Here is a 24,788-nt window from a genome sequence, read left to right as displayed (position 1 = left end):
CTTTTTTTGCCGAAATATTCTCCTGATTTAAATGATATTGAGCATGACTTTAGTGCCTTGAAACGAGCTAGAATGTACGCTCCTATTGACACGTCTCTTGATGAAATTATCCGTTCTTACTGTGGCGTTTAGCGTCTCAGCCTTATTTGAAACTACTATATGTGTCTAAATCAGGTTCATATTCAGAAAATATCAATCTAATTTTTAAGAATATATAGGACTAAAGAATTAAAATTTAAATAAAAACTATGCCTAGAAACCTCAAAGTTCACCTTTGGTTGCCTAATATTTTCCAGTTTAAAGGAGGAATTCAAGTTTATTGTGCTTTTTTGATCGAAGCTTTACAGGAAGTCTATCCAAATGCCTTCTATGATGTCTTTTTAAAACATGATACCCATTACACGCCTAATGTAAGAGTTTTGCCTGAAACTAAATTTCATTATGGAGGAAATATTCCTCTAAAATTGAGAACTTTTTATTTTGCTCTCTTATTATTTATCAGTAGCTTCCAAAAAAGACCAGATTTAATTATTTGCGGCCATGCTAATTTCACTCCTGTAGCTCATTTGGTTCAACGATTAATGGGTATTTCTTACTGGACAGTGGCCCATGGAGTAGATGCCTGGAACCTCCAAAATCCGCATATCATTCAAGCTTTGCGCCATGCTGACCGAATTCTGGCCGTTAGTCACTACACCCGCGATCGCCTCCTCCAGGAACAAGCTCTTGATCCAGAGAAAGTTGTTGTTCTTCCTAATACCTTTGATACTTCACGCTTTCAAATTGCCCCGAAACCCCAATCTTTACTCGAAAAATATAATCTCACCCCAGATCAGCAGGTTATTTTGACCATTGCCAGATTAGCTGGGGAAGAACGTTATAAAGGCTATGACCAAATTATCCGTGCTTTACCAGAGATTATTAAAACTATTCCCAATATCCATTACCTAATCGGCGGTAAAGGAGGCGATCGCCCTAGAATCGAAAAACTAATTCAAGATCTAGACTTAGAAGATTACGTTACCCTAGCAGGATTCATCCCCGACGAAGAACTAGCCGATCACTATAACCTCTGTGATGTTTTCGCCATGCCTAGTAAAGGGGAAGGTTTTGGTATTGTGTATCTAGAAGCCATGGCCTGCGGAAAACCCACCATTGGTGGTAATCAAGATGGGGCGATCGATGCTCTATGCAATGGCGAACTGGGAGTGTTAGTGAATCCCGATGATCTGGACGAAATTAGCACAGTAATTACCCAAATCCTAGAAAAGACCTATCCCTTACCAATTCTCTATCAACCAGAAACTCTCCGGCAAAAAGTGATTGAAATTTATGGATTTGAGCAGTTTAAACAAAATTTAGCTCAACTTTTATCTGCTCAATTCAACCAGTAATATGAGAATTTCACACATAATTGCAGACTTGGCCCCTGAAGCAGGGGGGCCATCCATAACTGTTACCAATTTGACTGATGCCCTTTCCCACCAGAACTTCACCGAAGTTACTCTTTTGAGCCAATGCTTAACAGATAGCTCAGTTGTTGCTCCTGCTCCAAACTCTAAAGTTAATCGAATCATTGTAAACAGCTCTCACAGAATTGCCCTATCCCTAGGATTGCCATTAAATAACCTACTCCGCTCCCGTTTAAGCTCTTACCCGTCCGACATTATCCATGGCCATGGCCTGTGGCATCCGATTAGCTATTGGAGGAGTCAAACTGCCAAGCAATATAACATTCCCCTAGTTATCCATCCTAGAGGCATGCTCGAACCCTGGGCCCTCAACTACCGTAAATTCAAAAAACGGATTGCCCTATGGCTCTATCAAAATCGTGATCTACAACGGGCTCAAATACTGTTTGCCACAGCCAACCAGGAAGCCCAGAGTCTTCGTCATTTTGGTCTGCGTCAGCCTATAGCTATTACTCCCAACGGCATTCTTTTCCCCACGCTAGAATCTCAAGCATCTCCTCCGGAATCATCACGCCACCGAACAGCTCTATTCCTCAGTCGCATTCATCCCAAAAAGGGATTAATGAACCTAATCCAAGCCTGGCATCAAGTTTCCCCCCCAGACTGGCAACTACTCATTGCTGGCCCCAACGAAAATAATCACCGTGCTGAAGTTCAAGCCCAAATCAAACAACACCAATTAGAGCAAACGATCAAAATCCTTGACTCTGTGGAGGGAGAAGCCAAAGCCAACCTTTACCGTCAGGCTGATCTGTTTATTCTGCCCACCTTTAGTGAAAACTTTGGCGTCGTAGTTGCCGAAGCCCTTTCCTATGGCATTCCCGTCATCACCACCACTGGGACTCCCTGGCAAGATCTCCAAACTTACCGTTGTGGTTGGTGGGTAGAACCGACAGTTGCGACTATTGCCGATGCTCTCCAGCAAGCAACAATTCTACATCCCCAGGAATTACGAACTATGGGGGAAAGAGGTAGAGCATACGTCAAATGCTACGACTGGAATGCCATCGCCCAGGACACCCTTGCCGTTTACCGCTGGATTCTGAATCAGGGACCAAAACCTGACTGCGTTATCTTGGACTAGAGCCATGGCAAGTTTTCTAGCTTTACTGCCCCGCTCCCTGACGACGTTTCCCTTATGAAAAAAGTAACCATGACAGTCACTCCCAAGCAAATTTATAACTATACTGTTCTTCTAGAAAAAGAGCTTGATGGCGGTTATCACGCCTTTTGCCCAATGCTCAAAGGATGCCATTCCCAAGGAGACACCTTTGAAGAAGCCATACAAAACATTACAGAGGCTATTGAACTATACATTGAAAGCTTGATAGCCGAACATCAGCCCGTTCCTAAGGAAGATTTAATTGTCAAACCATTGAGTATTTTGGTGTGAGCAATCTTCCAAGCGTCCAAGCCAAAGATTTTATTCGAGTAATCAAAAAGCTCGGATTTTTTCTGGAGCGCCAGAAAGGGAGCCATGCCATTTATAAAAATACCCAGGGTAATCGAGTTGTGGTTCCCATCCATCCCGGAAAAGATTTAAAGCAGGGGACACTGATGGGCATGATTAAAGATATTGGACTTGAAAAAGAAAAATTTTTTGACTTACTACAAAAATAGTAATTTGTGTGATCGCTCATTTGCTTAGCTTCCTCCAGGAGTACGGTGAATAAATAGGCGATCAACGTCAACGACGTGGCCCAGGCCCACGTTCTCGGATTAACTTACCTTTTGCAGGGGGGAGCTACCAACATCTTTAACCTCGGTAATGGCAATGGCTTCTCTGTGCGGGAAATGATTGCAACAGCCCAGTTAGTCACCAATCGCCCCATTCCCGTGCTACAAGGCGATCGCCGTCCGGGAGACCCCCCGATTTTAGTGGGCAGCAGTGAAAAAGCTCGGCAAATCCTCGGTTGGCAACCCCAATATCCCCTGGCAAAAGATATTCTGACCCATGCCTGGGCTTGGCACCAACAACGCCATGGCGATAATTCCCCATGCACACAACCGTAGCAATGGCGATCGCCAGTTAGCTAAACTGTAACCATGGCAAGTTTTCTGGCTTTACTGCCCCGTTCATTGACCACTTTCCTTTATGCCGTTGCGGCCCTACTGAGGTTTTATGGCAACATCGACACCACCCCCATCCCCCGAATCCCCCTCACCATCTTTGGATGGAGCTTCCTGGCGTTCACGTTGGGCACAGCGGCTCTCCTGGTTAATCTCGGCCTTGAGTGGAACACTGGAAATCGAAGCCGAAACCGAGAGATTGAAACAAGAGAACGCGAAACTCGACGAGATAATCTTGCAGACGAAGAAAGAAACCGAGCGTCTGAGGAAAGAGAAAAAGCCGATCGAGAAAGAGATCGAGCAGATCAAGAAAGAAACCGAGCAGATCAGGAAAGAAAACGAGCGGCTAGCCGTGCTCGAATCCAAAATCGAGGATTTGTTCTCCAAACACGGTATCAACTTGCCCCTAGCCCAGAAGCCAGAGCAACCCTAATCGATTTCCTTAGCTTTCTCCAGGAATACGGCGAATAAACGGCGAGCTTGATAATCTTGAATGAAATTTACCCAATATTTTTTAGCTACCAGACAAAGACCAGATCGGTTAATTATTCACTTGGAGTGGATAGAATACACTATGAACAATCCTCTCAAGGAAGAAATTCAAACAGACGGTAGAATCAAATTATGGGCTTCCATCCCGGAAATGGAAGGTAGATATCTGCGTGTAGTTTTATTGTCAGATCGAGAAACTGTCCATAATGCATTTTTTGACCGCTCCTTCAAACCATGAAGATTAAGTACTTTACTGATACAGATACCCTTTATATTGAATTTCAGTCTGCCAATATTGTCGAAACCAGGGATTTGGACGATAACACTTTAATTGACATTGACATGCACGGAAATGTCTGTGCCATAACCATTGAACACGCTCAACAAAGAACCAATATTCCTAACATCTCGTTCGAGCAGATTGTGGCATAGGGCGATCGCCGGTTAGCTAAACTAAGACTATGGCAAGTTTTCTGGCCCTACTGCCCCGGTCCTTGACCACTTTCCTTTATAGCGAATAATTCCCCATGACCCTCACCGTTGCCATTCCCCGCATTGAGATCGCCCCTGGTAGTCATTTAACTATCCCCAATGTATCCTGGGTAGACTTTATCTCTTTGCTAAAAGAACTCGGAGAAAAACGTCATTCCCGACTCGCTTACTATCAAGGCCGACTGGAAATCATGGCTCCCCTGGCCCTACATGAAAAACCAAATCGTCTGATTACCGATATCGTCAAAGCTATTTTGGAATGCCAAGAGCGCGACTGGGAAGACTTTGGCTCCACCACCCTTAAACAGCCTCCCTTCGCTGGCATAGAACCAGATAGCTGTTTTTACATCCAAAATGCATCCCAGATGCGGGAATACAAAAACCTTGATCTGAATCAATCTCCCCCCCCAGATTTAGCAATTGAATGCAATTTAAGCTCCAAAACCGTCATCGATGCGTACCAAGCCATTGGCGTTCCTGAAGTGTGGATTTATAGCAACAATCAACTACAAATTTACCTTTATTCAGAACAAGGTTATTTAGAAAGCAACCAAAGTCAAGTTTTTCCAGATTTGGCCGTAATGTCAATGATTCCCCAACTAATTCAAAAAGCTTACCAAGTTGGCACAAGGCAAATGTTGGGTGAGTTGAAGGCACAGCTAAAATGAACCTATGGCAAGTTTTCTAGCCTTACTGCCCCGCTCCCTGACCACTTTCCTTTATGCTGTGGCGGCCCTACTGAGATTTTATGGCAACATCGACACCACCCCCTTCCAACTCATCCCCCTCACCATCCTCGACTGGAGTTTCCTGGCGTTCACGTTGGGCACAGCGGCTCTCCTGGTTAATCTCGGCCTTGAGTGGAACTCTGGAAATCGAAGCCGAAACCGAGCAGATCAGGAAAGAGACAGAACAGATCAAGAAAGAGACCGAGCAGATCAGGAAAGACAACGAGCGGCTCGCCGTGCTCGAATCCAAAATCGATTCTTCCTTCGACCAACACGGTATCAACTTACCCCTAGCCCAGACACCAGAGCAGCCCTAATCGATTTCCTCAGTTTCCTCCAGGAATACGGGGAATAAATAGGCGATCGCCCAACCCTTTCCCAACATACTCATTGTTAAGATTGACTAGTCCCCCGTTGCCTGTGAAATAACCATGGTTACCCTGCTGAAATGGACAGTTCCAGACTATCACCACCTCATTGAACAGGGGCTATTGGACGGTAAGAAAGTGGAACTTTTAGACGGAGACCTAGTGACCATGGCTCCCGAAGGACCACTCCATAGCTACACCACCACCACCGTTGCCGACTATCTGCGCCAAAACCTGCACGGATTAGCTCTAGTGAGGGAAGCCCATCCCATTACCCTGAGTCAATCTGAACCGGAACCTGACATTGCCATTGTTCTAGCTCCCCAGGAGCGCTACAAAGAAAGGCATCCTCAGGCCGACGATATTTTTTGGTTAATTGAAATAGCTAACAGTACCCAAGCCTACGACCTCAACGACAAAAAACAAATCTACGCTCAAGAAGGCATCCCCGAATATTGGGTGGCAGACCTAAGCAAACGCCAATTATTTATTTTTCGAGCACCAGACAAAGAAGATTATCGCCTGCAACAAACCCACTCCGAAGGTATCATCCGTAGCCAAGCCTTTCCCGAAATAAAAATATCAGTACAAGAAATGTTCCATTGGTAGCTCTCCGACCATTGGCCAAACTGAAACCATGGCAAGTTTTCTGGCCGTATTCTTGCTCCTTTGTTTTTGGTAACCAACTGAGCGACCGCAGCATTCTCCCAAATTCTAAATAAATTCCGTTGTTTTTGCTGTCGAACCAGTTAATTTTGGCGTAAATTATTACCATGCAACTTAATCAATACCAGCAAGGAGAATATCACCCTGGAGCCCCGCTGTTTAAACAATTGCTATGGTATTCCATTGGGGATTTTTTAGTCCAAACGCCCCTACTGCCCATGGCCAGGCTGAAGGTAGCTATCCTGCGATTATTCGGGGCCAAAATTGGTACAGGAGTTAATATCAAACCCCACGTCAAGATCAAATTCCCTTGGCGGCTAACCCTGGGCAATTACGTTTGGCTGGGGGAAAAATGTTGGATTGATAACCTCGCCCCGGTTACCATTGAGTCCCATGTGTGTATTTCCCAGGGCGTTTACCTATGCACTGGCAACCACGATTGGAGTAAACCCAGCTTTGACCTAATCACCAGTCCGATTCACATCGCCGCTGGCAGTTGGATCGGTGCTAGCGCCGTTATTGGACCTGGAGTACGGGTGAATGAAAAGGCAGTTTTGACTTTGGGGTCTGTGGCTGTCAAAGATTTGGCGGCTATGACCATCTACTCTGGCAATCCCTGTCAGCCGGTCAAAAAACGGCAACTCCTCTGAAATTACGCCAGGTAAAAACTAACTTTTGTTGTTAGTACCTTTAGGGATTTGATCTAATTATTGATGAAGCTAACCATTCTTAACCAATTTTATCCCCCTGACTATGCGGCCACGGGGCAACTGCTAGAAGAACTGTCCATCGAACTGTCCAAAAAAGAGCTTGATGTGCAAATTTTTGCTGGGCAACCGGGTTATGCATTTGATCAGGAACTTGCCCCATCCCAGGAAGTCTCTCAGGGAGTTTTGATCAGAAGAACTAGGACTTCCCGCCTCTGGCCCCAGAGATTACGGGGGCGGGCGATCGCCGGAATTTTGTATTGTTTACGCGCCATCGTCAAACTCAGATTAGGGAGCAGACTGGGGGATTTGATTCTTGTTACTACAGAGCCTCCCTACCTAATGGTGGTGGCCTATATCCTGCATTTGTTATACAAAAAACCCTATATCTGCCTGATTTATGATCTCTACCCCGATGTGGCAGTGAAGTTGGGGGTGGCGAAGGAAAAGGATGCCATTGTTAAATTGTGGCGTTGGCTAAATCGTTTAACTTGGCAAAAGGCAGAGGCTATTATTGTGCTCAGCGAGAGCATGGCTAAGGTGATCGCGGACCAACAACCAGCCCTAGCAGGGAAAATTGAGGTGGTCCATAACTGGGCGGATGGAGTGTTAATCCAACCAAGGGCCAAAGCTGATAACTGGTTTGCCCAACGCCATGGCTTGGACCGGACATTTACCGTACTGTATTCCGGTAATCTGGGACGGTGCCACGACCTGGAAACTGTTATGGAAGCGGCTCGCCTACTGCAGCAAGAAGAAGTCCAGTTTGTTTTTATTGGAGCTGGTGCTAAGGCCCCAGTCTGTCAAGAATTCGTACAACGCCACCAGTTAACTAATTGTTTATTTTTGCCCTTCCAACCCAAGCCGGTTTTGCCCTTTTCCCTCACCGCCTGCGACCTGAGCTTGGTTTCCATTTTGCCCCAGGTGGAAGGGCTGGTGGTCCCGAGCAAATTCTATGGCTGTTTGGCCGCAGGCACGGCGATCGCCGCCATTTGTCCCCCCCATTCCTATTTACGGGAAATTATTGCCGAAGCTCAATGTGGAGCAACCATTGATAACGGAGACGGGGCAGGATTGGCTCAATTTATCCTTCAACTTAAGAATAATCCCCGCCGAACAGCAACCATGGGGCGTCGAGGCCGCCAATATTTTGAAGAAAACTTTACCCTGGACACCATTGCGGACCAATACCTATCTGTCATTACTAAAGTGGGCGATGAAGAAGTCGCCAAGCTCCAAGCAAATAAATTCTGTAACCATCCTGACTCAAGCTTGCTTTAACCAAAGGGTCTGACAAACAAGTCATCTGCCACCGGACAACTGAATCAATCCACTTGTTAGCTACAGTGATGGCAGGAATTTAGGGTTTATCAAGTTGCTGACCAACATTTTGACCAAAATTGCATTGAGGCTCATACTGCCAATCGTTTGCTTTACCCTGGTGGCCTGTGGGGTTTCCCCCGATGCGGTGCAAGCAGAGTCCCGCCTATTTTTACCCCTGTCCTTGGAATTTTTAGATAGCTATACCCTACCGAAACAAGCAATAGAGGATTTACCGGTTGGAGGCATTTCCGACCTTACCTATGATCGCCAACAGGATCTTTTTTATGCCGTCACCGACGATCGGCGATCGCCTCGGTTCTACACCATGCACCTCACCATAGTCCCTGGGCAAGAGGGCATCGGGATTGCCAAAGCAGAAATAGTGGGAATGACCAAGCTCAGAACCAGCGGAGGGGAAGCCTACGGTCGTCAATTGTTAGACCCAGAAGGCATTGCCCTGTCTCCCCGCCAAACCCTGTTCATCAGCAGTGAAGGGGTTTTATCGAGCCAAAGCCCGCCCTTAATTGCCGAATTTGATCCCCAAACGGGTCAGGAGTTGGAGCGATTGCCCCTGCCCAGCCGATTTTTGCCCCAAGCAGACCGACCCCAGGGCATCCGGGATAACTTCGGTTTTGAGGCTTTAACCATTGCCGCCACTAGCACCCTAGCGGACGATCCTTTTCGCCTTTTTACTGCCACGGAAAGTGTTTTAGCCCAGGACTTTGACCCGGAGAATCCCCCCCAAGAAATTCCCTTACGGTGGTTGCATTACGTAATTAACTCCGTCGGGGCACCAGTTTTAGTCAGTGAAAATCTTTACCCCCTTGATCCAGCTCCAGCGGGCACTCTGCTCCATGGCCTAAGCGCCATGGTGGCTTTACCCAGGGAAGGTTATTTTCTCACTTTAGAACGAACCTTTGGACTGACGGGATTCCAGGGCAAAATTTTCCAAACGGTCAATGCCAATGCCACCGACACCAGCCGCATAGCTAGCTTTCAGCCTGGTACCAACACCATTAACCCGATGCGCAAAGAACTACTGCTCGATCTGGAGGATTTGGGCATTGAGTTGGATAATCTAGAAGGAATCACCCTGGGGCCCCGCTTACCAGACGGTTCCACCAGTTTAATTGCCATCAGTGACGATAACTTTAGTGGGGATCAAAGCACCCAAATCCTACTTTTCCGTTTGCAGGGGGTTTAGCAACGGCGCCAAATGATCAATGACTGGTTCCCGGCCGACGGTTAGGTGGTGGGCCAGTTTTTGCGCTAGGGGCGGCACATAGACCAAGGGATGGGTGAAGCCGGTGAACAACACCAACCCCGGTAGATTAGGCATTTCCCCCACTAGGGGTAGGGTTTGGCCACTAAAGGCCACTAAACAATGGTGGGCGGTGACCGGCAGTAGGGCCAGGCGGGGTAAAATTTTGGCGATCGCCGTTTGTAGCTGCTGTTGGGCCCAGGCCAGGTCGGGATGATAGCGGGGGGAAGTCACCAGTTGGCTAATTTGACCGATGAATAATCTGCCATCGAAAAACTGCACCGCTCCGGGTTCCACAACCGTGGCGACGCAATGGTCATCGGGCCGATGCCAATCTAAAGTCGGGGCTAGGGCTTCTAAATTGGGGCGTTGCTGTAAATCCGCCGGCATAATCACACAGCGGAGATTTTCTTGGGTAGGGACTGTTTGCAGCACAGCGGCATGGGTGAAATAGAGGGGCAAATTAATACCCGACTCCGGTAGCAGAGCAAGGCTTTGACCCCCCCCCGCCAGAATAACGTTATGGGCAAAAAAGTTTCCCGCCCCAGTGTGGACCCCCTGCACCCGGTTTTGCTTGGTAATTAATCCTTGCACCTCGGTGATGCGGACTATGCCTCCTAGCCGGAGAAAGGCTTGGAGATAGGCGTTAACGGTTTTGCCGCCGTGGCAGTGGCCCTGGGGCACCACAAATCCGCCGCCAATGCCGTCCGGGCTAAGTTGGGGTTCAATGGCGATCGCCGTTAAACGGTCCACCCATTGAGGCCGAATTAAACAATGGTCAAACTGCTTAGCTAGGGCCTGGGCATCATCCTCAGGACGGAGATAGAGTAATAGCTCTAACTCTCGATATTCCGTTTCTCCCCCCAACTCCTGGCTCAAATGGGTCCAACGATAGCGACTTTCATGGCCCAATTGCCGCTGTAGAGGAGTGGCCCCAGCCCAATAGATAATGCCACCATAGCTCAGGGCCGTGGCGTTGATAGGCTGACGATGTTTTTCGAGTAATAGTACTCGTTGCCCTTGGTTTTGCAATTCATAGGCGATCGCCGCTCCGGTAATGCCGGCCCCGACCACAATGGCATCGAAATTTTCCATTAACCTTGATTAACAATTTGGCCCAAGGCGGCAAAACCCGGCACTTTCCCCGCTGAGGCGGCACCATCTTTCTCCGAAACAATGACCGCACTAATCTGATCGCTCATAATGGCCACCTTTTTCTCCGTCTGCTTTTCACAGGTGAGTTCCAACACTTGGGGGCGATCGCCCTGCATGGCAGTGACAATGGTCTGATAGAGTGCTTCCGCCCCATCCTTTTCCTTGCGCTGTACGGACACGGGCATGGGGGAATATTTAAGGGTCAAATCAATGCTGATCATAGGGGAACCGTAAACGGGAAGTGGTGAAACAGTCTTGCGACTCTCCCTATCTAGGTTATAGTTTTTTTGCCAAGAAGGGGGGAAAGCACCAGTTCCCAGGGCACTAAACCGCCAAGCTGCAATCCTCGTTTGTTTAAACAACAGCGCGACAAAGTTGAAATACCTTTTCCATGGAAGACGTAAAATTCTTGATCGGCTCGATTTTATTTTAGTTAGCCATAAAATCCTAAGGTAATGTCGGGCAGTTCTACATGGATAAATGAATAAACACTAGTCCCCATGGGAGATCTGGTGCCAGGGGGGTAACTGGATTAAATCTTCCAGGTTGGCCTGCATAGTCTGGCAAATTTGGTCTAAGGGCAGATCGTTGGCATCGTGGCCGAAGGGGTTTTCAATCTCCACTCCAATTTCTTCAATGCCGAAGACAGTGAAAGCGATAATTCCCACCACAAAAGCCGTGGCCCAATGGAGGGTATTCACAATCTGGAAAGGGGTAATGAAGCAATAGAGAAAGATTAGCTGGCGCAAATGGATGGCGTAGGCCAGGGGAATGGGGGTTTTTAAAATTCGTTCGCAACTGCCCAACACATCCACCATGGTGTCTACCAAGCGCAACATGGCGGTGAGCTGATAGGCATTAATATTGTTTTGGTCGTATTCCCGTTGCAGATAATTACTGATCCAAAAGGCGATTTCTAAGGGTGGATTATTTAGGTCCTCAAGCTTCCGGTAACCGGATTCCGGCAACAGAGCCCAAATTTCTTCATTTAGGGGTTGAGAGCGCAGGTGTAACTTTGTGGCCACGGCAAAGGCCACCAGAAGATGCAGAATTTTAATTTTGTCTTGGTGGGCTTGGGGACTGGGTTCTGCCACCGAAACCCAAATGATCCGAGAGAGGTTACGAATGGTGTTGACCATGGTGCCCCAAGCTTTGCGTCCTTCCCAAAAACGTTCATAGGCGGTGTTGGTGCGAAACACTAACAGCAATCCCAACACAATGCTGGGCACAATGCTCTCCTGGATGGGAATGGAAAATTTATATCCCCAACCATCCACCAGGGTCACCCCCAGGGAAAAGGCCATACACACTAGCACCCGGGAGGCGATCGCCGGAATAACGGAACCTTGCCAACGCAGCAGTATGTCCGTCCATATGCGGGGCGATCGGGATGGATGGTGGCTGAAAAAGCTCAAGAATTTGCTCAAAATTTGCTCTCCCCCAACTTAGATAAACATTGCCAATCTAGGGGAATAATGGCCACAGTTATCCCTGGGCCAATGCCGTCTCTTGGGGCATCAAACTCAGCATCTTGGCGATCGCCGTTTCCAAATCATTGTGCCAATGGACAAGGCTGTTGTCGTACATCTGCTGGAGATGATCTAAATTTCCCTGGCTAAATCGGATAACCACCGGTAGCACTTCCCCTGTATAGGTTTGCCGTTGGGGAACCCGTTGGCGCTGGGGCAAACTGGGGCCCGTCCCCCGTAAACTGCGGTCTTCACTGGAGAGGTTGGGGGGCAGGGGTAAAAAAGACCGTAAATCTTCCGCCAAGGCCGAGGTGTCCGTTGCTCTGGTGGCCAGGTTAACAAAAATTCCTTTTAAATTGGGGGCCTGGCTGAGGTGGTTAAAGGCCAATTCCAGTTGTTCCCCCAGGGTTATGTCACTGCGACCTTCATCCAATAAATAGGCGCCGGTGATGCCGAAGGAATTGAGCAGGTCCCACGTACTCAGGGCTAGCCCTTCACTGTTACAAATTAGGCCAATTTGTCCCTGGGCCAAGTTCCCCGGCAGCCAACTATGCCCCGTCCATTGCTCCGATCGCCAATTGATCAAATCCGGATGCCGGTTGATCGCCGTATCGTTGACTGTAATTTTGCCGTCCAGGGCCATCACCTCCCCGTCAGCACTAATACCCAGGGGATTAATTTCAATCACGTCCAAGTCATAGGTGACAAACAATTCATACATTTTGCCGATGATGCCGCTCACCGCAGTCACCAGGGGCCCGGTCAAACCCATTTTCACCGCTAGCCGTCGGGCTAGATAGGGAGAAAAGTTAGTCCGCAGGGAAACGCTCTGCATTTGCTCCAACAGGGTTTCCACATCAATGCCCCCCTCGCTGGAACCCATTAACACAGGGCACTGCCGTTGGTAGTCCAGCACGATCGCCAAAAATAATTCCGACTGGGCATCGTAGCGGGCCTCAGCCAAAATCACCTCTGGGTACTCATCCGCAATGGGCAAATGGAAAATGGCCGAAGCGGCGGCAATGGCATCAATGGTATTTTCCACAAACCTAACCCCGCCGGCCTTACCCCGGCCCCCCGCCCGCACCTGGGATTTGAGCACCATGGGGTAGGGAATTTGCAACCGTTTGAGGGCAGTGGTGTTTTGGATAGTCTGGGAAGGCAAAATGGGAATGCCCACTTGCTGAAATAGTTCCTTGGCCTGGTACTCTAACAAGTCCATAAGTGATCTCTAAAATTTACTTCTGTTCGCCGCTATGGACAATTTCTTCCACTAGCTCCGATGGACGTCGCTCCGAAAAGCCCCAAGCAAACAGTAGCCCAATTATGACGATCATCAACAATTGTGGCGGCACTAACTCAGGGTTAATGACTCTGAGCAGTAGGCGCAGACCCACTAACCCCACTGTGATAAAACCAGCATCTTTGAGGCGGGTAAAAATCTCTAACCAACGAATAAATAAACCCGCTAAAAACCTGAGGGCAATCACCCCAATGGTGCCCCCCACAATAATCAGCCATAACTGATCCGCCACGGCGATCGCCGTAGTGACACTATCGAGGGAAAAGGCTAAATCGGTGAAGGCAATCAGGGGGATCGCTTGCCAAAAGGAACTAAACTCAAAAGCCTTATGATGATTTTCCCCTTCATCGGGAGACAAAAAATAACTCCCCACCAGCCAGAGCAGGTACAATGCCCCCGCCAACTCAAACTGCCAATATTGCAACACAAAGGAAGCACTGATAATCAACAGAACCCTAAGCACATAGGCAATGACTAACCCTGCGTTCAAAGCTCGTCGTTGCTGGTCCGGATTGGGTAAACCCTGGGCGATGGCGGCTAGGGCAATGGCATTATCCGCCGATAGCACTGCCTCAAGGGCAATTAACACTAGCAACGTCAATGGGATTTTGAGGACAACAGCAAAGGACGAGTTGAATAGTAGATCGAAGTCAAACATGGACACAGGGGAAGGTGGAGGCCTGCAGAGATAGACCGGAAAAACCAGGACTCAGCAAGGTTTAGTTCCAGTCATACCATCTTCCCTCATTATTGGGGGCTTTGGTGATGGGGGTCTACCCCCCTATCAGTAGCGATCGCCGTTGATCCCCGCTAAATTTCCTCCGGGGAAAAATTTGTCTCAGTGGGGGGAGCGAGGTCAGGCCAATCGTCTTCACTGACAGCAGCAGAAGGGGGGGAAACCGACGGGGGATCCTGGAGTAGGGATTTAACCTGGTCAACTACGGTGCTGAGTTTGCCTTCATTCAACAAACCATTGAGCAGGGTGAGGCCACTGGTGGAAAGCAGTAATTTATTGATGTCTCCGCTGTTACTACCATTGCCATTGCTCCCACTTAACCCAGGGAAAGAGTAAATGCGGGATTCCCCCAAAACCCCGGGCTGGGGCGCCAACGCTTTGATTAGATCCGGCAGTTGGGTAACCAGTTCCGGCCAGATGGTTTTTAATAACTCCGCTGTGCGATTAGCATTACTTAAACTGTTATGGGCTTCGATAATGGCTTTTTGTCCCTCCGCTTCAGCCATAGCTTTGTGGCGGTTGGCATCGGCCAGGGTGCGGATGGATTCCGCTTCCAATTCCGCCGCTTGCCTGGCACTTTCCGCTTGCCGCCGCCGCCGGAATACGTCAATTTCCACCACGTTTTGTTCAGCGATGCGATGTTGTTGGGCATCCTGTTGGGCCACAATCACTGCTAATTTTTGAGCCCTTTCCGCCGCTTCCACTTCCTGGGCGGTAATTACCCCGGATTCTGCCTCGGCCCGCAGGGCTTCCGCCTCTAACCGTTCCTTCTGTTTATTGGCAATGGCGATCGCCGCTGTTTGTTCGGTGATTTGGGTTTTTTGTTCGGCCAGGGCAATTTCCGCCTTAGCTTGCAGTTGGGAAGCCTCGATGGTTTTCTTCCGTTGAATTTCCGCCACCTCCGCTTCCTGTTTTTGCAACGCCTGGGCCACTTTTAGCTCCTTATTCCGTTCCTCCAAGGCGATCGCCGACGCAATTTGACTATTTTGAATAGCTAATTCTTTCTGAATCCGTTCCTCCTCCACCGCCTGTTCCTGGAGAATTTTATTCCGTTCCTTTTTCGCCTCCTCCTTATCCTTTGCCTCTTGAATTTCCCGTTGCTGTTGGGCTTCCTGGGATTCCAATTCCTTCCGTTGGGCTAGTTTGAGTAATTCAATTTCTTTTTGTTGGGTAATATTGGCGTCTTCCTGCTCCCGTTTAATGGCTAAACTCTTTTTCTCAGCTTCCAATTCTCCCTGTTCAATGGCCACCCTGGTGGTTAACTCCACCTCCCGTTTTTGTTGGATGGATCGTTGGATCGTTTCCGTTCTTAACCGCACTCCCTGGGCATCAAAAAAGTTATTTTCGTCGTAGGTATCACTTTCTTCAATTTCGGAAATGGCAATGTTATTGAGGGTTAAACCAACTTTACGTAAATCACCTTGGATCAGGTTCAACACTTCATCAGCAAAACCCAATTTATCGGAATCCAATTCCGCCAATTTTTTCTTTTTCGCCGCCGCTCGAATGGCATCATCGGCCCGTTTTTCCAGAGCATCTTTAATATCCGCTTCCGAAATTTGCCCTTTTTTAGAAAGCCTGGCCGCCGCTGTTAAAATTTCATTGCGGTTGGGGGTAATGCAAACGTAGAAAGTCACTCGCATATTGGCCCGCATATAATCCTGGGTCCGCACAGCCAAATTCCCTGCCCGCACCACATCGATAGAAATTTCCCTTAGGGAGACCCTGGTAATTTCATGGAAACCGGGAATGACAATGCAGCCTCCGTGGAGAATCACCATTTGCTCTTTTTTAAAAACGCCGCCAGTTCTGACTAAAGCTTCGTTATTGGGGGCAATGACGTAAAAGCGGGTATAAAGAAAAATGGTCACTAAAATCAGAAAAATGACCGCAATAATTACCACCGGAAAAAATAACAGTGGCGACAAACCTCCCAAGGCAGAATTATTATTATCCAAAGTCTGATTGGGGGCTTGGGCAATGATTAACTCTCCTGAAGTTTCACCTGGACTAGCCTGTATGGCCATTACGGGAACAGTGTCCCCTGGCAGGGTGGGCAAGGTCTGGAGAAATTCAAACCAAAATTTACTTTGCATGGTGTGCCTCCGGAGGATAAAAGTTGTAGTTGCGAAACCTTAAGCGTTGGTTAACCAAAATTTGGCAATGTAGCCCAAAGCTTTAACCCCATCTCGCCAATTGATTTTCTTTCCTTCCGCAAAGGTACGGCCATAATAGGCCACCCCCACTTCATAAATTCGCCATCGCTTCGGCGATCGGGTTACCTTCATTGTAAATTCAACTTCGAAACCGAAATCATTACAGGTTAAACGTAAATCCTCCAACACTTCCCGTCGAAACATTTTGTAACAAACTTCAATGTCAGTGAGGTTAATATTACAGACCAAATCAATCAAACTGGTGATCAATTTATTGCCTAAATAATGATGGAAATAGAGCACCCGATGGGGATTGCCGTAGAAGCGGGAACCGTACACCACATCGGCCCAACCCCCATCAATTAACTTCCACATGGGACCCCAATCCTCGGGGTCGTATTCCAAATCCGCATCTTGAATAATCAACACATCCCCGGTGGCGGCGGCAAAAGCAGTGTGGAGAGCCCCCCCTTTGCCCTGATTCTGACGATGGAAAATTACTTTCACTTCCCATTCCTTGGGCATAACAAAACTGTTCCCCTGGCGATCGCCGTTGGTTTCCGCCGATTGATCAAGGGGAAAGCACTGGAATTTACCCGCTAAGTTGACGTTGGCTAAAACGGGATGCTGTTCCGGATCGCCAAAGGTATCCACCAACCATTCCCTCGTACCATCCTTAGAGCCATCGTCCACCATGACAATTTCCTTGGGGATTTCAGGCATTACCGTGGTAATTTTTTTGAGAATTTTTTCGATGGTTTGGATTTCGTTATAAATCGGAATGATAACCGAAAGCTTCATGGAAATTGGCTTAGTTAAGAAAAACAGAAGAAAATCCTTGGCAATGGCGAAGTCACAGCCCACCTCAGCACCCTAAGAGTTATATCATTTGGAGAGAGGCTATTCGGAAAATTGAAGTCTATTTTTAGTCAGAATTAACAGGAAGTAAGTTTTAGAGAATGCAATTTATTGATCAAGCGGAGATCGAAGTTCAGGGCGGCAAAGGCGGCGATGGCATGGTGTCCTTTCGGCGGGAAAAGTATGTGCCAGCAGGGGGCCCTTCCGGGGGCAATGGGGGCCGGGGTGGCTCGGTAATTTTTGAAGCGGATGCCAATCTGCAAACCCTGTTGGATTTTCGCTACGCCAGGATTTTTAAAGCGGAAGACGGCAAAAAAGGCGGCTCTAGCAATTGCACCGGGGCCAATGGCAAGGATGTGGTGGTGCAAGTTCCCTGTGGCACCATGGTGTATGACTTGGACGGGGAATGCCTCTTGGGAGATTTAGTTAGCCCTGGGCAAAGGCTTTGTGTGGCGGCGGGGGGCAAAGGTGGTTTGGGTAATCAACATTTCCTTAGCAACCGCAACCGGGCTCCGGAATACGCCCTACCGGGATTGGAGGGGGAACAGCGACAGCTACGGCTAGAGCTAAAACTGCTGGCGGAAGTGGGCATTATTGGTTTACCCAATGCCGGGAAATCCACCCTAATTGCAGCTTTGTCGGCGGCTCGTCCAAAAATTGCCGACTATCCCTTTACTACCCTGGTTCCCAACCTGGGAGTGGTGCGAAAACCCACCGGGGATGGCACCGTTTTTGCTGATATTCCCGGGCTAATCGAAGGGGCGGCAGCGGGCATTGGTTTGGGTCATGAATTTTTGCGCCACATTGAACGGACTCGTTTACTGCTCCACGTTTTAGACGTCACTGCAGGGGATCCGATCGCCAATTTTCGGGTGATTCAGCAGGAGTTGGACGCCTATGGCCGGGGGATAACGGAAAAACCCCAGATCATTGCTTTGAATAAAATTGATGCGCTGGACGGGGAAATGATTGGGGAAATTGAAACGGAATTAAAACGATTCAGTACTGCTCCCTGTTTGCACATTTCGGCGGCCACCCGGAGAGGCTTAGATGATTTGATGCAATTGGTGTGGCAATGGCTGGATGAAATGGCCGCGGCGGACGCAGAAGCCCAGAGGTTACTGGAGTTGGAATTGCAGGCCCAGGCGGCAATGAATAATCCTTTCAACTCTGACGTACCCATTGACGGGGTAACTTACTCAAGCTAAAAGGTAAAGAATTGTAAACTAAGTTAATTATCCCAGGAAATCCCATGAGTGAAGAACTACAACCGAACCAAACCCCCGTGCAGGAAGATCCCAAATTTGGCTTCAACAACTACGCGGAAAAGCTCAATGGCCGGGCTGCCATGGTGGGATTTCTCCTCATCCTGGTGATCGAATATTTCACTAACCAAGGGGTGTTGGCCTGGTTGGGACTGCGCTAGGGAGTTGGCTTATTGCTGCTTGCGTACAATCGAGATAGCTGATAGCTCTGCCTAAATCAGCTTATTTCCCGGCAAAAAGCTAGAAGTTGTCCTTCATGCCCCGGAGCTTGCCAAATACCCGAGCTGGCTCCGTCATTCCTACCCTAGCTTGAATAGCTGGATTGTCCCACCGCAGAAAGGGATTGGTGCGTTTTTCTGTGCCCAACCAAGATGGAATGGTGGCCTGGCCCCGTTGGCGATCGCCTTGCACTGTCTGGAACCGTTCCTGAAGATCCTTGTTGCTGGGGTCAACGGTGAGGGCAAATTTGAGGTTACCTAGGGTGTATTCGTGGGCGCACCACAGACGGGTTTGATCTGGTAGTTGGCGTAATTTGCCGATGGATTGCACCATCTGGGCGGGAGTGCCTTCAAACAATCGGCCACAGCCCCCAGCAAAAATGGTGTCACCGCAAAATAAATCCCCGATGGTTTCTCCTGACCCTGGAGCAAAATAGTAGGCAATGTGGCCCCTAGTGTGGCCTGGTACAAAATAAACTGTGGCTTCCCTATCAGCAAAACTGAGGCGATCGCCGTCTCGCAGAAACACCGTTTGGCCGGGAATACGTCCCTGATCTTCGACTCCCCCGTAAACTTCCAGATTGGGATATTTTGCTAACAGCTCTCGATTCGCTCCCACATGGTCCCCATGGTGATGGGTGTTATAAATGGTAACTAAATCGGCTCCTAAGGTTTCTAGACAATCCAATACAGGTTTAGCTTCCGCCGGATCCACCACTGCGGCCTGATTCCTCTGGCGATCATGGAGGAGGAAAATATAGTTATCGGCCAGGGCTGGTAAGCGGTGAATATCCATAATTTTTTTGTCTGATTAATCTCAGTGTTTGCCTGCAAGTATTTTAAAAAGCTGACCAAATTAACTTTCCCACGCCACCACTCGACCTTTTAAGCTGTGATTCCACCAAGGACTGTTGTAGGCGGAAGTTTGCAAAGTGCCCCTTTTTAGGGTCCAAGCCTGATCGGGATCAAACAAAATACGGGAATTACTAACTTCTGGTAAACCTAAGCATCGCCGGGGATTGGTGCTCAAAGCTCGCCACAATGCCATTGGAGTTATCAGATTTTTTTCCACTAACCCTTGCCATAAACAGGGCAAAACCAATTCATAACCGATCGCCCCGGGGGGAGTTTCCGCAAAGGTTTGGGTCTTTTCTTCGTAAGTGAAGGCTTGGTGGTCCACCGCAATGGCATCAATGACGCCGGATTTAACCCCTTCGATTAGCGCTAGCCGATCGCCTTCGTTACCCAGGGGAGGGTCAAAACGCAAATTGGGATCGTAGTGGGGAGTGTGGGGCGGTAAACCATGGGCGATCGCCTCATTACTGAGCAGGAGATGGTGCCAATTGACGCTGGCGGTGCAATTTAAACCCTGACTTTTAGCTTGGACAATTAATTCTACGCCCCGGGCGGTGGAAATTCGCATGAAATGCACGGGAGTCCCATAATGGGGCAACAATTCCAGCAAACTGGCGATCACCGCCGCTTCGGACATCACCGGATCCGGTGGCAGGCCCAACTGAATCGCCAAGGGCCCTTCCCGCATTACCCCATTTCCCCGCAGGGAAAGATTAAGGGGCACCAAAGCTAAAGGTTTGCCGGCTATGGCTCCATATTCCAAAGCCCGCTGTAGTAACCGCCAATCTTGAATTGCGCCCCCATCGCTGAAGCCAATTACCCCTGCTTGGTCTAGCTCTCCCCATTCCGTTAACTGCTTGCCCTGGTTCCCTTGGGTGACACTCCCCCACCAATGGCATTGGACTGGGGCCGAATCTGGCCGATTTTCCGCTTGAGGGTCTCCAGGGGGCTGATGGTGAGCATTGACCCCTTCTATCTGGTTTAACCGTTGCTTTAACCATTGCAAAGTTTGGGGTTGATCCAGGGGAGGATCGGTGTTGGGTAAAATAGCCACGTCCCCAAACCCACCGGCGATCGCCGTTTTCACCAATTGACTGAGGGTTTCCCTGTCTTCGTACCCAGGCTCACCACTGTAGCTGTACAGATCTGCCAAGCTAGGGGCCAAAAGCAAATTTTCTCCGGGTATAACCGCCGCATCCGCCGGTATCGGGTAAGAATCATCTTCAACGGCCACAATGGCCCTACCCCGTACTATTACCGTCACCCGTGTTTCCTTGCCCTGTATGGGATCTAAGCAACGAACCTGGGGTCGACATTGCGTTTCCATTTAACCTTTTAACCTCGGGGGAACGACGGCACAAAAATCCCCCTAAAATCCTAGCAAAGTTGGGCAACCTTTCCGGATTCTGGGGGTTAACTGTACTTTTGGGTTGAGCCAATCAGCGCCTAGTCTTCAAACGCAATCTCCACCCCTTTCTCGGTTTGACCATGTTCAACAATATCGAGCCCCACTTTTTCCTGGGACGGTTTTACCCGTAATATGCCCCAAAGATCCATGACGTAGAAGAGGAAAAACATGGTGATGAAGGCCCAAAAGGGAATCACCAAGGAGCCGACGATTTGAGCGCTAAGTTTATGTTCAACGTTGGTGCTAAAAATACCCACGGCGATACCGCCCCAAATGCCGCATAAACCGTGGACAGGCCAAGCGCCCACCCCATCGTCAATGCGTAGACGGTCCAACAGCTTAGTGCCCAGCACCGACAAAATGCCTGCCACTACACCAATGGCGATCGCCGACCAATTACTAACGGTGTCACAACCGGCGGTAATGCCCACCAAGCCGCCCAAAATACCATTCAGGGTTACCAGCAAATTAGGTTTGCGCTTATTCTCAGTAATCCAGTCAAAGGCCAAGGCCGCCAATCCCCCCGCTGCTGCGGACAGAGTGGTGTTCACCGCAATTAACATAGTTGTATTGGTATTTAAAGCCCCCACAAAGGCTAATTGACTACCGGGATTAAAGCCATACCAGCCCACCCAGAGAATAAACACCCCCAGGGAACTGGATGTAATCCCCTGATAACCCAGACTATTAATTTTGTTGCCCTCAAAACGACCAATACGAGGTCCCATTACCACCACCGCCGCCAGGGCTGCAAAGCCTCCCACGGAATGCACCAGAAGAGAACCAGCAAAGTCGTGGAAACCCAATTTATCAAGCCAACCCCCTCCCCACTTCCAATGGCCACTGATGGGATAGACCAACCCGGTAATCACGGCGGAGTAAATTAGATAGGCTTTGAAATACATCCTCCCCATCACCGCCCCGGACACAATGGTGGCCGCCGTAGCTGCAAAGGCTGCCTGGAACAACCAATCCACCTGGGGACTAAGCCCTTCGACATTATCCAGATTATTGGTGATGCCAAAGCCACCCCAGCCAAAAAAGCCGCCCAACACCGGGTTTTCGCCGTACATGAGGCTGTAGCCAAAAAGGAAATAAAGTAACACTCCCACACAAACATCAAAAGTGTTTTTAAACAGCACATTAACTGTGTTTTTGTGGGAAGACAGCCCGGCTTCCAACATGGCAAAGCCAGCCTGCATGAACAGTACTAAAACTGCTGCAGCTAGTAAGAATAGATTATTGATTGCATAGGTAACTTCTGCAATGGAAGTGGTTTCCGTTTGGGCTTGGGCCACCCCGACAAATAAAAATGCCAGCATGGCGCCCAGGACATAACGAGCAAGGGGAAAATTTTTCGGTTTCATCGCCTATACTAAATCAACTCCCTGGAAAAGTGAAATTTTTCTCAAGATGGCATCTTAGGAGGGAATGAATTGTTCACTGCCAACTTTTGTTACTGTTTGTCCACAATTTGCCGGCCCGGGAAAAGCAGTACTCTGATGATATTTGGGCTCCAATCTAGTGGAACGAGGAAGTGCACGGTACACTGAAAAAGAGGGGAATGAATCCTCTTCTGCAAAGCATTAGCATCGGCAGTAACGCTCTATGGGAACAGCTTCCCTTCTGGTGGCAGATGACGATCCCGATAATTTCGACGTTATCGATGCCCTCTTAGCGGACCAGGGTTATGAACTCAACTACGCCGATAGTGGCCAACGAGCTATTGACAATCTAGATACCTTTCAGCCGGACCTCCTGTTGCTTGATGTCATGATGCCGGGGCTAAGTGGCGTTGAAGTTTGTCGGATGATTCGTGCTTCGGCTCGGTGGCATGCCCTGCCAATTATTATGGTGACGGCCCTGGATAGTAAACTTAGCTTGGCTAATTGTTTGGCGGCGGGGGCAGATGATTTTATCTCCAAGCCCTTGAACGGATTGGAGTTACAGGCCCGTATCCAGGCCATGTTGCGACTGAAGCACCAGTATGATGCTTTGGGCAATTTGCTGCAACAACGGGAATCAATGGTGCACATGATTGTCCACGATTTACGCAATCCCCTCACTAATCTGATTTTGGGGATACAGGTTTTGCAGAGGAGTCATTCTGATGCTCCCTTGCCCCCGGAAAGACTTGATCGCCTGCTCCAGGCCGGGCAACAAATCCAGCATTTAGTGGATGATATGTTGGTGGTGTCTAAACAGGAACATGGCAAGATTCGTCTGGACTATCAAGAAGTCGACCTGTTGGCATTAATGGGGACTGTGCTGGATGATTACGAGGCGATCGCCAGCCAAAAACAATTAACCCTGGTACGGACATGGGAAAATAAGCCCTTAGTTGCAAAAATAGATCCCCCCATTTTTCAGCGTATTATTAGTAACTTGCTCAGCAATGCGATTAAGTTTTCCCCCACGGGCGCAAAGGTGGAGGTGGCGATCATAACGGAAGATAAGGATAAAGTCACCATCTGCTTCATTGACCAAGGGCCAGGTATTAAGGACGAACTTAAGCTCAAAATTTTTGAGCCCTATGAAGTGGGCACCATCATGCCCAACATTGCCCAAATTGGCTTGGGTCTGGCATTCTGTAAGATGATGAGCGAAGCCCATGGCGGTGCCATCACAGTCCAAGATAATCAGCCCAGGGGAGCGATGTTTTCCCTGACATTGCCCCAGCATCCTCCGGTGCCATTCGGTTGGATGCCCCATGACCAATGGAGAGGAGCAGCGGTGGATATCGGGAAATAAATGGGCCACAGGATCACCAAGGTCAATCTTGACCAAGGGCCAATGGGTTTAGATTAGATTGATTCACAATTTGACAAAAGTACTAGCAACAACCATGCCAGCGGAGGGCAGATTTTATTATGTTTAAGCATTGCCTCATTTGTACCGACTTTTCTGATGGACTACAACGACTAGCGGGCTTTGTAGAAGAACTTTCCCTCTCTGGCATCACTAAACTAATTTTTCTCCACACCGTCTCCGTTTGGGAGGATGAACACATAGCCGATGTGGACGAAAGCAAACTGAAGGAAGCCAAAACCTATCTGGAGTCCTTGGTGGGTCAGGTGCCTCCAGGGATAGAGGTCAAAGTAGAAGTATCCTCCGTGCGGTATGTGGACTTGGTAAACCAGTTGGTGGAGCAGGAAGCCATTGATCTGATTATTAATGGCATGCCGGTGCGGAGTAACTTAGAGTCAAAACTGTTCGGCAGCCATACCCTTTCCTTGGCGAAATCTACCAAAGTGCCGGTGATGATTTTACGCCCCCAATTGGTCAGCACTTACACCGTTGAAGAAATGGCTTTGCGGTGCCAACATCTCTGGCGCAATTTACTAGTGCCCTACGATGCTAGTTCTGCGGGTAATTATTTAATAGAAAGATTAAAAAGTGCCTTGGAAAAGGCTCCCCCCGGTAAGGTTGAGTCCTGTTACTTCCTCTCCATTTTGGAAGATGGTATGCGCCGTCCAGAACTGTTAGAAATCCGCCGTCAGGAGGCGGAAGCCAAGCTAGCGGAAATCAAACAACAATTTAGCCCCCTGGTGCCGAATATTATTACCGAAGTGCGCCATGGTAGCCCTGTGCAGGAAATTCTCGACACTGCCTTTGTCAATGACATTACGGCGATCGCCGTGGCCAGCCGCCGAGCTACGCTATTAGATTGGACAGTACCTAGTTTGACGGATAGTATTTTGAACCGCAGTTGGTTTCCCCTCCTGTTTTTCTCTCCCAAAGGTTAACCACAGTTAGAACGAACAGAGTCTAGCCTGCTGGATTTCC

General features: G+C 48.8%; 28 protein-coding genes. 18 read left to right on the top strand and 10 right to left on the bottom strand.

Features of this window, described 5'->3' with window-relative positions; translation table 11 throughout:
* From H6G46_RS05605 to H6G46_RS05540, 14 genes are all read left to right on the top strand, one after another.
* On the top strand, nucleotides 1-132 hold a 132-nt coding region (locus H6G46_RS05605), incomplete at its 5' end, for a transposase (RefSeq protein ID WP_190759818.1).
* A gap of 116 nt (nucleotides 133-248) precedes the next feature.
* Complete coding sequence (locus tag H6G46_RS05600) at nucleotides 249-1,394, top strand: glycosyltransferase (protein ID WP_010871557.1); 1,146 nt, start codon at nucleotides 249-251, stop codon at nucleotides 1,392-1,394.
* A 1-nt stretch (nucleotide 1,395) separates the two neighbouring features.
* On the top strand, nucleotides 1,396-2,556 hold the full coding sequence (locus H6G46_RS05595) for a glycosyltransferase (RefSeq protein WP_010871558.1): 1,161 nt from the start codon (nucleotides 1,396-1,398) through the stop codon (nucleotides 2,554-2,556).
* A 54-nt stretch (nucleotides 2,557-2,610) separates the two neighbouring features.
* Nucleotides 2,611-2,865 (top strand): type II toxin-antitoxin system HicB family antitoxin, encoded by a 255-nt coding sequence (locus H6G46_RS05590; RefSeq protein ID WP_010871559.1) that lies wholly within the window; start codon nucleotides 2,611-2,613, stop codon nucleotides 2,863-2,865.
* Entirely contained in the window at nucleotides 2,862-3,092 is a 231-nt protein-coding gene (locus tag H6G46_RS05585; RefSeq protein WP_010871560.1) for a type II toxin-antitoxin system HicA family toxin, read from the top strand. The genes H6G46_RS05590 and H6G46_RS05585 overlap by 4 nt, the downstream gene beginning before the upstream one ends.
* A 75-nt stretch (nucleotides 3,093-3,167) precedes the next feature.
* Nucleotides 3,168-3,485 (top strand): UDP-glucose 4-epimerase, encoded by a 318-nt coding sequence (locus H6G46_RS05580; RefSeq protein ID WP_010871561.1) that lies wholly within the window; start codon nucleotides 3,168-3,170, stop codon nucleotides 3,483-3,485.
* 33 nt (nucleotides 3,486-3,518) lie between these two features.
* A complete protein-coding gene (locus H6G46_RS05575; protein WP_010871562.1) occupies nucleotides 3,519-4,013 on the top strand; it encodes a hypothetical protein in 495 nt (164 codons plus the stop codon).
* A gap of 255 nt (nucleotides 4,014-4,268) precedes the next feature.
* Nucleotides 4,269-4,466: a DUF2283 domain-containing protein gene (locus H6G46_RS05570; protein WP_010871563.1), complete on the top strand. Its 198-nt coding sequence runs from the start codon at nucleotides 4,269-4,271 to the stop codon at nucleotides 4,464-4,466.
* A gap of 95 nt (nucleotides 4,467-4,561) precedes the next feature.
* Nucleotides 4,562-5,194: a Uma2 family endonuclease gene (locus tag H6G46_RS05565; RefSeq protein ID WP_010871564.1), complete on the top strand. Its 633-nt coding sequence runs from the start codon at nucleotides 4,562-4,564 to the stop codon at nucleotides 5,192-5,194.
* A gap of 4 nt (nucleotides 5,195-5,198) precedes the next feature.
* Entirely contained in the window at nucleotides 5,199-5,609 is a 411-nt protein-coding gene (locus tag H6G46_RS05560) for a hypothetical protein (protein ID WP_010871565.1), read from the top strand.
* Nucleotides 5,610-5,685: 76 nt separating this feature from the next.
* Nucleotides 5,686-6,231 (top strand): Uma2 family endonuclease, encoded by a 546-nt coding sequence (locus tag H6G46_RS05555; protein WP_010871566.1) that lies wholly within the window; start codon nucleotides 5,686-5,688, stop codon nucleotides 6,229-6,231.
* Nucleotides 6,232-6,395: 164 nt separating this feature from the next.
* The gene (locus tag H6G46_RS05550; RefSeq protein ID WP_014407068.1) at nucleotides 6,396-6,938 is read left to right on the top strand and encodes a WcaF family extracellular polysaccharide biosynthesis acetyltransferase; all 543 of its coding nucleotides are present in this window, start codon (nucleotides 6,396-6,398) and stop codon (nucleotides 6,936-6,938) included.
* 63 nt (nucleotides 6,939-7,001) lie between these two features.
* Nucleotides 7,002-8,276 carry a glycosyltransferase family 4 protein gene (locus H6G46_RS05545; RefSeq protein WP_010871568.1) on the top strand — a complete coding sequence of 425 codons (1,275 nt, stop codon included), beginning with the start codon at nucleotides 7,002-7,004 and terminating at the stop codon, nucleotides 8,274-8,276.
* A 109-nt stretch (nucleotides 8,277-8,385) separates the two neighbouring features.
* Nucleotides 8,386-9,522: an esterase-like activity of phytase family protein gene (locus H6G46_RS05540; protein ID WP_223211331.1), complete on the top strand. Its 1,137-nt coding sequence runs from the start codon at nucleotides 8,386-8,388 to the stop codon at nucleotides 9,520-9,522.
* On the opposite strand, the gene H6G46_RS05535 is transcribed toward H6G46_RS05540, so the two are convergent.
* The 7 genes from H6G46_RS05535 to H6G46_RS05505 form a co-directional block, all read right to left on the bottom strand.
* A complete protein-coding gene (locus H6G46_RS05535; protein ID WP_010871570.1) occupies nucleotides 9,496-10,674 on the bottom strand; it encodes an FAD-binding oxidoreductase in 1,179 nt (392 codons plus the stop codon). The genes H6G46_RS05540 and H6G46_RS05535 overlap by 27 nt on opposite strands.
* Nucleotides 10,674-10,955: a hypothetical protein gene (locus tag H6G46_RS05530; RefSeq protein WP_010871571.1), complete on the bottom strand. Its 282-nt coding sequence runs from the start codon at nucleotides 10,953-10,955 to the stop codon at nucleotides 10,674-10,676. Before H6G46_RS05530 ends, H6G46_RS05535 begins: the two co-directional genes overlap by 1 nt.
* 270 nt (nucleotides 10,956-11,225) lie before the next feature.
* Nucleotides 11,226-12,161: a bestrophin family protein gene (locus tag H6G46_RS05525; RefSeq protein WP_228670066.1), complete on the bottom strand. Its 936-nt coding sequence runs from the start codon at nucleotides 12,159-12,161 to the stop codon at nucleotides 11,226-11,228.
* Between the two features lie 58 nt (nucleotides 12,162-12,219).
* Entirely contained in the window at nucleotides 12,220-13,425 is a 1,206-nt protein-coding gene (locus tag H6G46_RS05520) for a succinate--CoA ligase subunit beta (RefSeq protein ID WP_010871573.1), read from the bottom strand.
* Nucleotides 13,426-13,441: 16 nt separating this feature from the next.
* On the bottom strand, nucleotides 13,442-14,170 hold the full coding sequence (locus H6G46_RS05515; RefSeq protein WP_010871574.1) for a membrane protein: 729 nt from the start codon (nucleotides 14,168-14,170) through the stop codon (nucleotides 13,442-13,444).
* Between the two features lie 146 nt (nucleotides 14,171-14,316).
* Nucleotides 14,317-16,338, bottom strand: coding sequence for a flotillin family protein (locus tag H6G46_RS05510; RefSeq protein WP_010871575.1), 2,022 nt, complete (start codon nucleotides 16,336-16,338; stop codon nucleotides 14,317-14,319).
* Nucleotides 16,339-16,377: 39 nt separating this feature from the next.
* Entirely contained in the window at nucleotides 16,378-17,199 is an 822-nt protein-coding gene (locus H6G46_RS05505) for a glycosyltransferase family 2 protein (RefSeq protein ID WP_223211332.1), read from the bottom strand.
* A 158-nt stretch (nucleotides 17,200-17,357) separates the two neighbouring features.
* On the opposite strand from H6G46_RS05505, the gene obgE reads away from it, so the two are divergent.
* Complete coding sequence (obgE, locus tag H6G46_RS05500) at nucleotides 17,358-18,464, top strand: GTPase ObgE (protein ID WP_010871577.1); 1,107 nt, start codon at nucleotides 17,358-17,360, stop codon at nucleotides 18,462-18,464.
* 44 nt (nucleotides 18,465-18,508) lie between these two features.
* Nucleotides 18,509-18,682: a chlorophyll a/b-binding protein gene (locus tag H6G46_RS05495; RefSeq protein WP_010871578.1), complete on the top strand. Its 174-nt coding sequence runs from the start codon at nucleotides 18,509-18,511 to the stop codon at nucleotides 18,680-18,682.
* A 79-nt stretch (nucleotides 18,683-18,761) separates the two neighbouring features.
* On the opposite strand, the gene gloB is transcribed toward H6G46_RS05495, so the two are convergent.
* The 3 genes from gloB to H6G46_RS05480 form a co-directional block, all read right to left on the bottom strand.
* Nucleotides 18,762-19,535, bottom strand: a complete 774-nt coding sequence (gloB, locus tag H6G46_RS05490) for a hydroxyacylglutathione hydrolase (RefSeq protein ID WP_010871579.1) — start codon at nucleotides 19,533-19,535, stop codon at nucleotides 18,762-18,764.
* A gap of 60 nt (nucleotides 19,536-19,595) precedes the next feature.
* Nucleotides 19,596-20,921 (bottom strand): dihydroorotase, encoded by a 1,326-nt coding sequence (locus tag H6G46_RS05485; RefSeq protein WP_010871580.1) that lies wholly within the window; start codon nucleotides 20,919-20,921, stop codon nucleotides 19,596-19,598.
* 119 nt (nucleotides 20,922-21,040) lie between these two features.
* Nucleotides 21,041-22,369, bottom strand: coding sequence for an ammonium transporter (locus H6G46_RS05480; protein WP_010871581.1), 1,329 nt, complete (start codon nucleotides 22,367-22,369; stop codon nucleotides 21,041-21,043).
* Nucleotides 22,370-22,610: 241 nt separating this feature from the next.
* Here H6G46_RS05480 and H6G46_RS05475 point away from each other — a divergent pair, with 241 nt between their 5' ends.
* Complete coding sequence (locus H6G46_RS05475; RefSeq protein WP_010871582.1) at nucleotides 22,611-23,753, top strand: hybrid sensor histidine kinase/response regulator; 1,143 nt, start codon at nucleotides 22,611-22,613, stop codon at nucleotides 23,751-23,753.
* A gap of 119 nt (nucleotides 23,754-23,872) precedes the next feature.
* A complete protein-coding gene (locus H6G46_RS05470) occupies nucleotides 23,873-24,748 on the top strand; it encodes a universal stress protein (RefSeq protein WP_010871583.1) in 876 nt (291 codons plus the stop codon).
* Nucleotides 24,749-24,788: the final 40 nt, after the last annotated feature.

Origin of the sequence: Synechocystis sp. FACHB-908, from assembly GCF_014698595.1 — a bacterium.
Classification (GTDB): Bacteria; Cyanobacteriota; Cyanobacteriia; order Cyanobacteriales; family Microcystaceae; genus Synechocystis.
The sequence above is the reverse complement of the archived record's forward strand: the minus strand, read 5'-3'. Positions and strand labels throughout refer to the sequence as shown.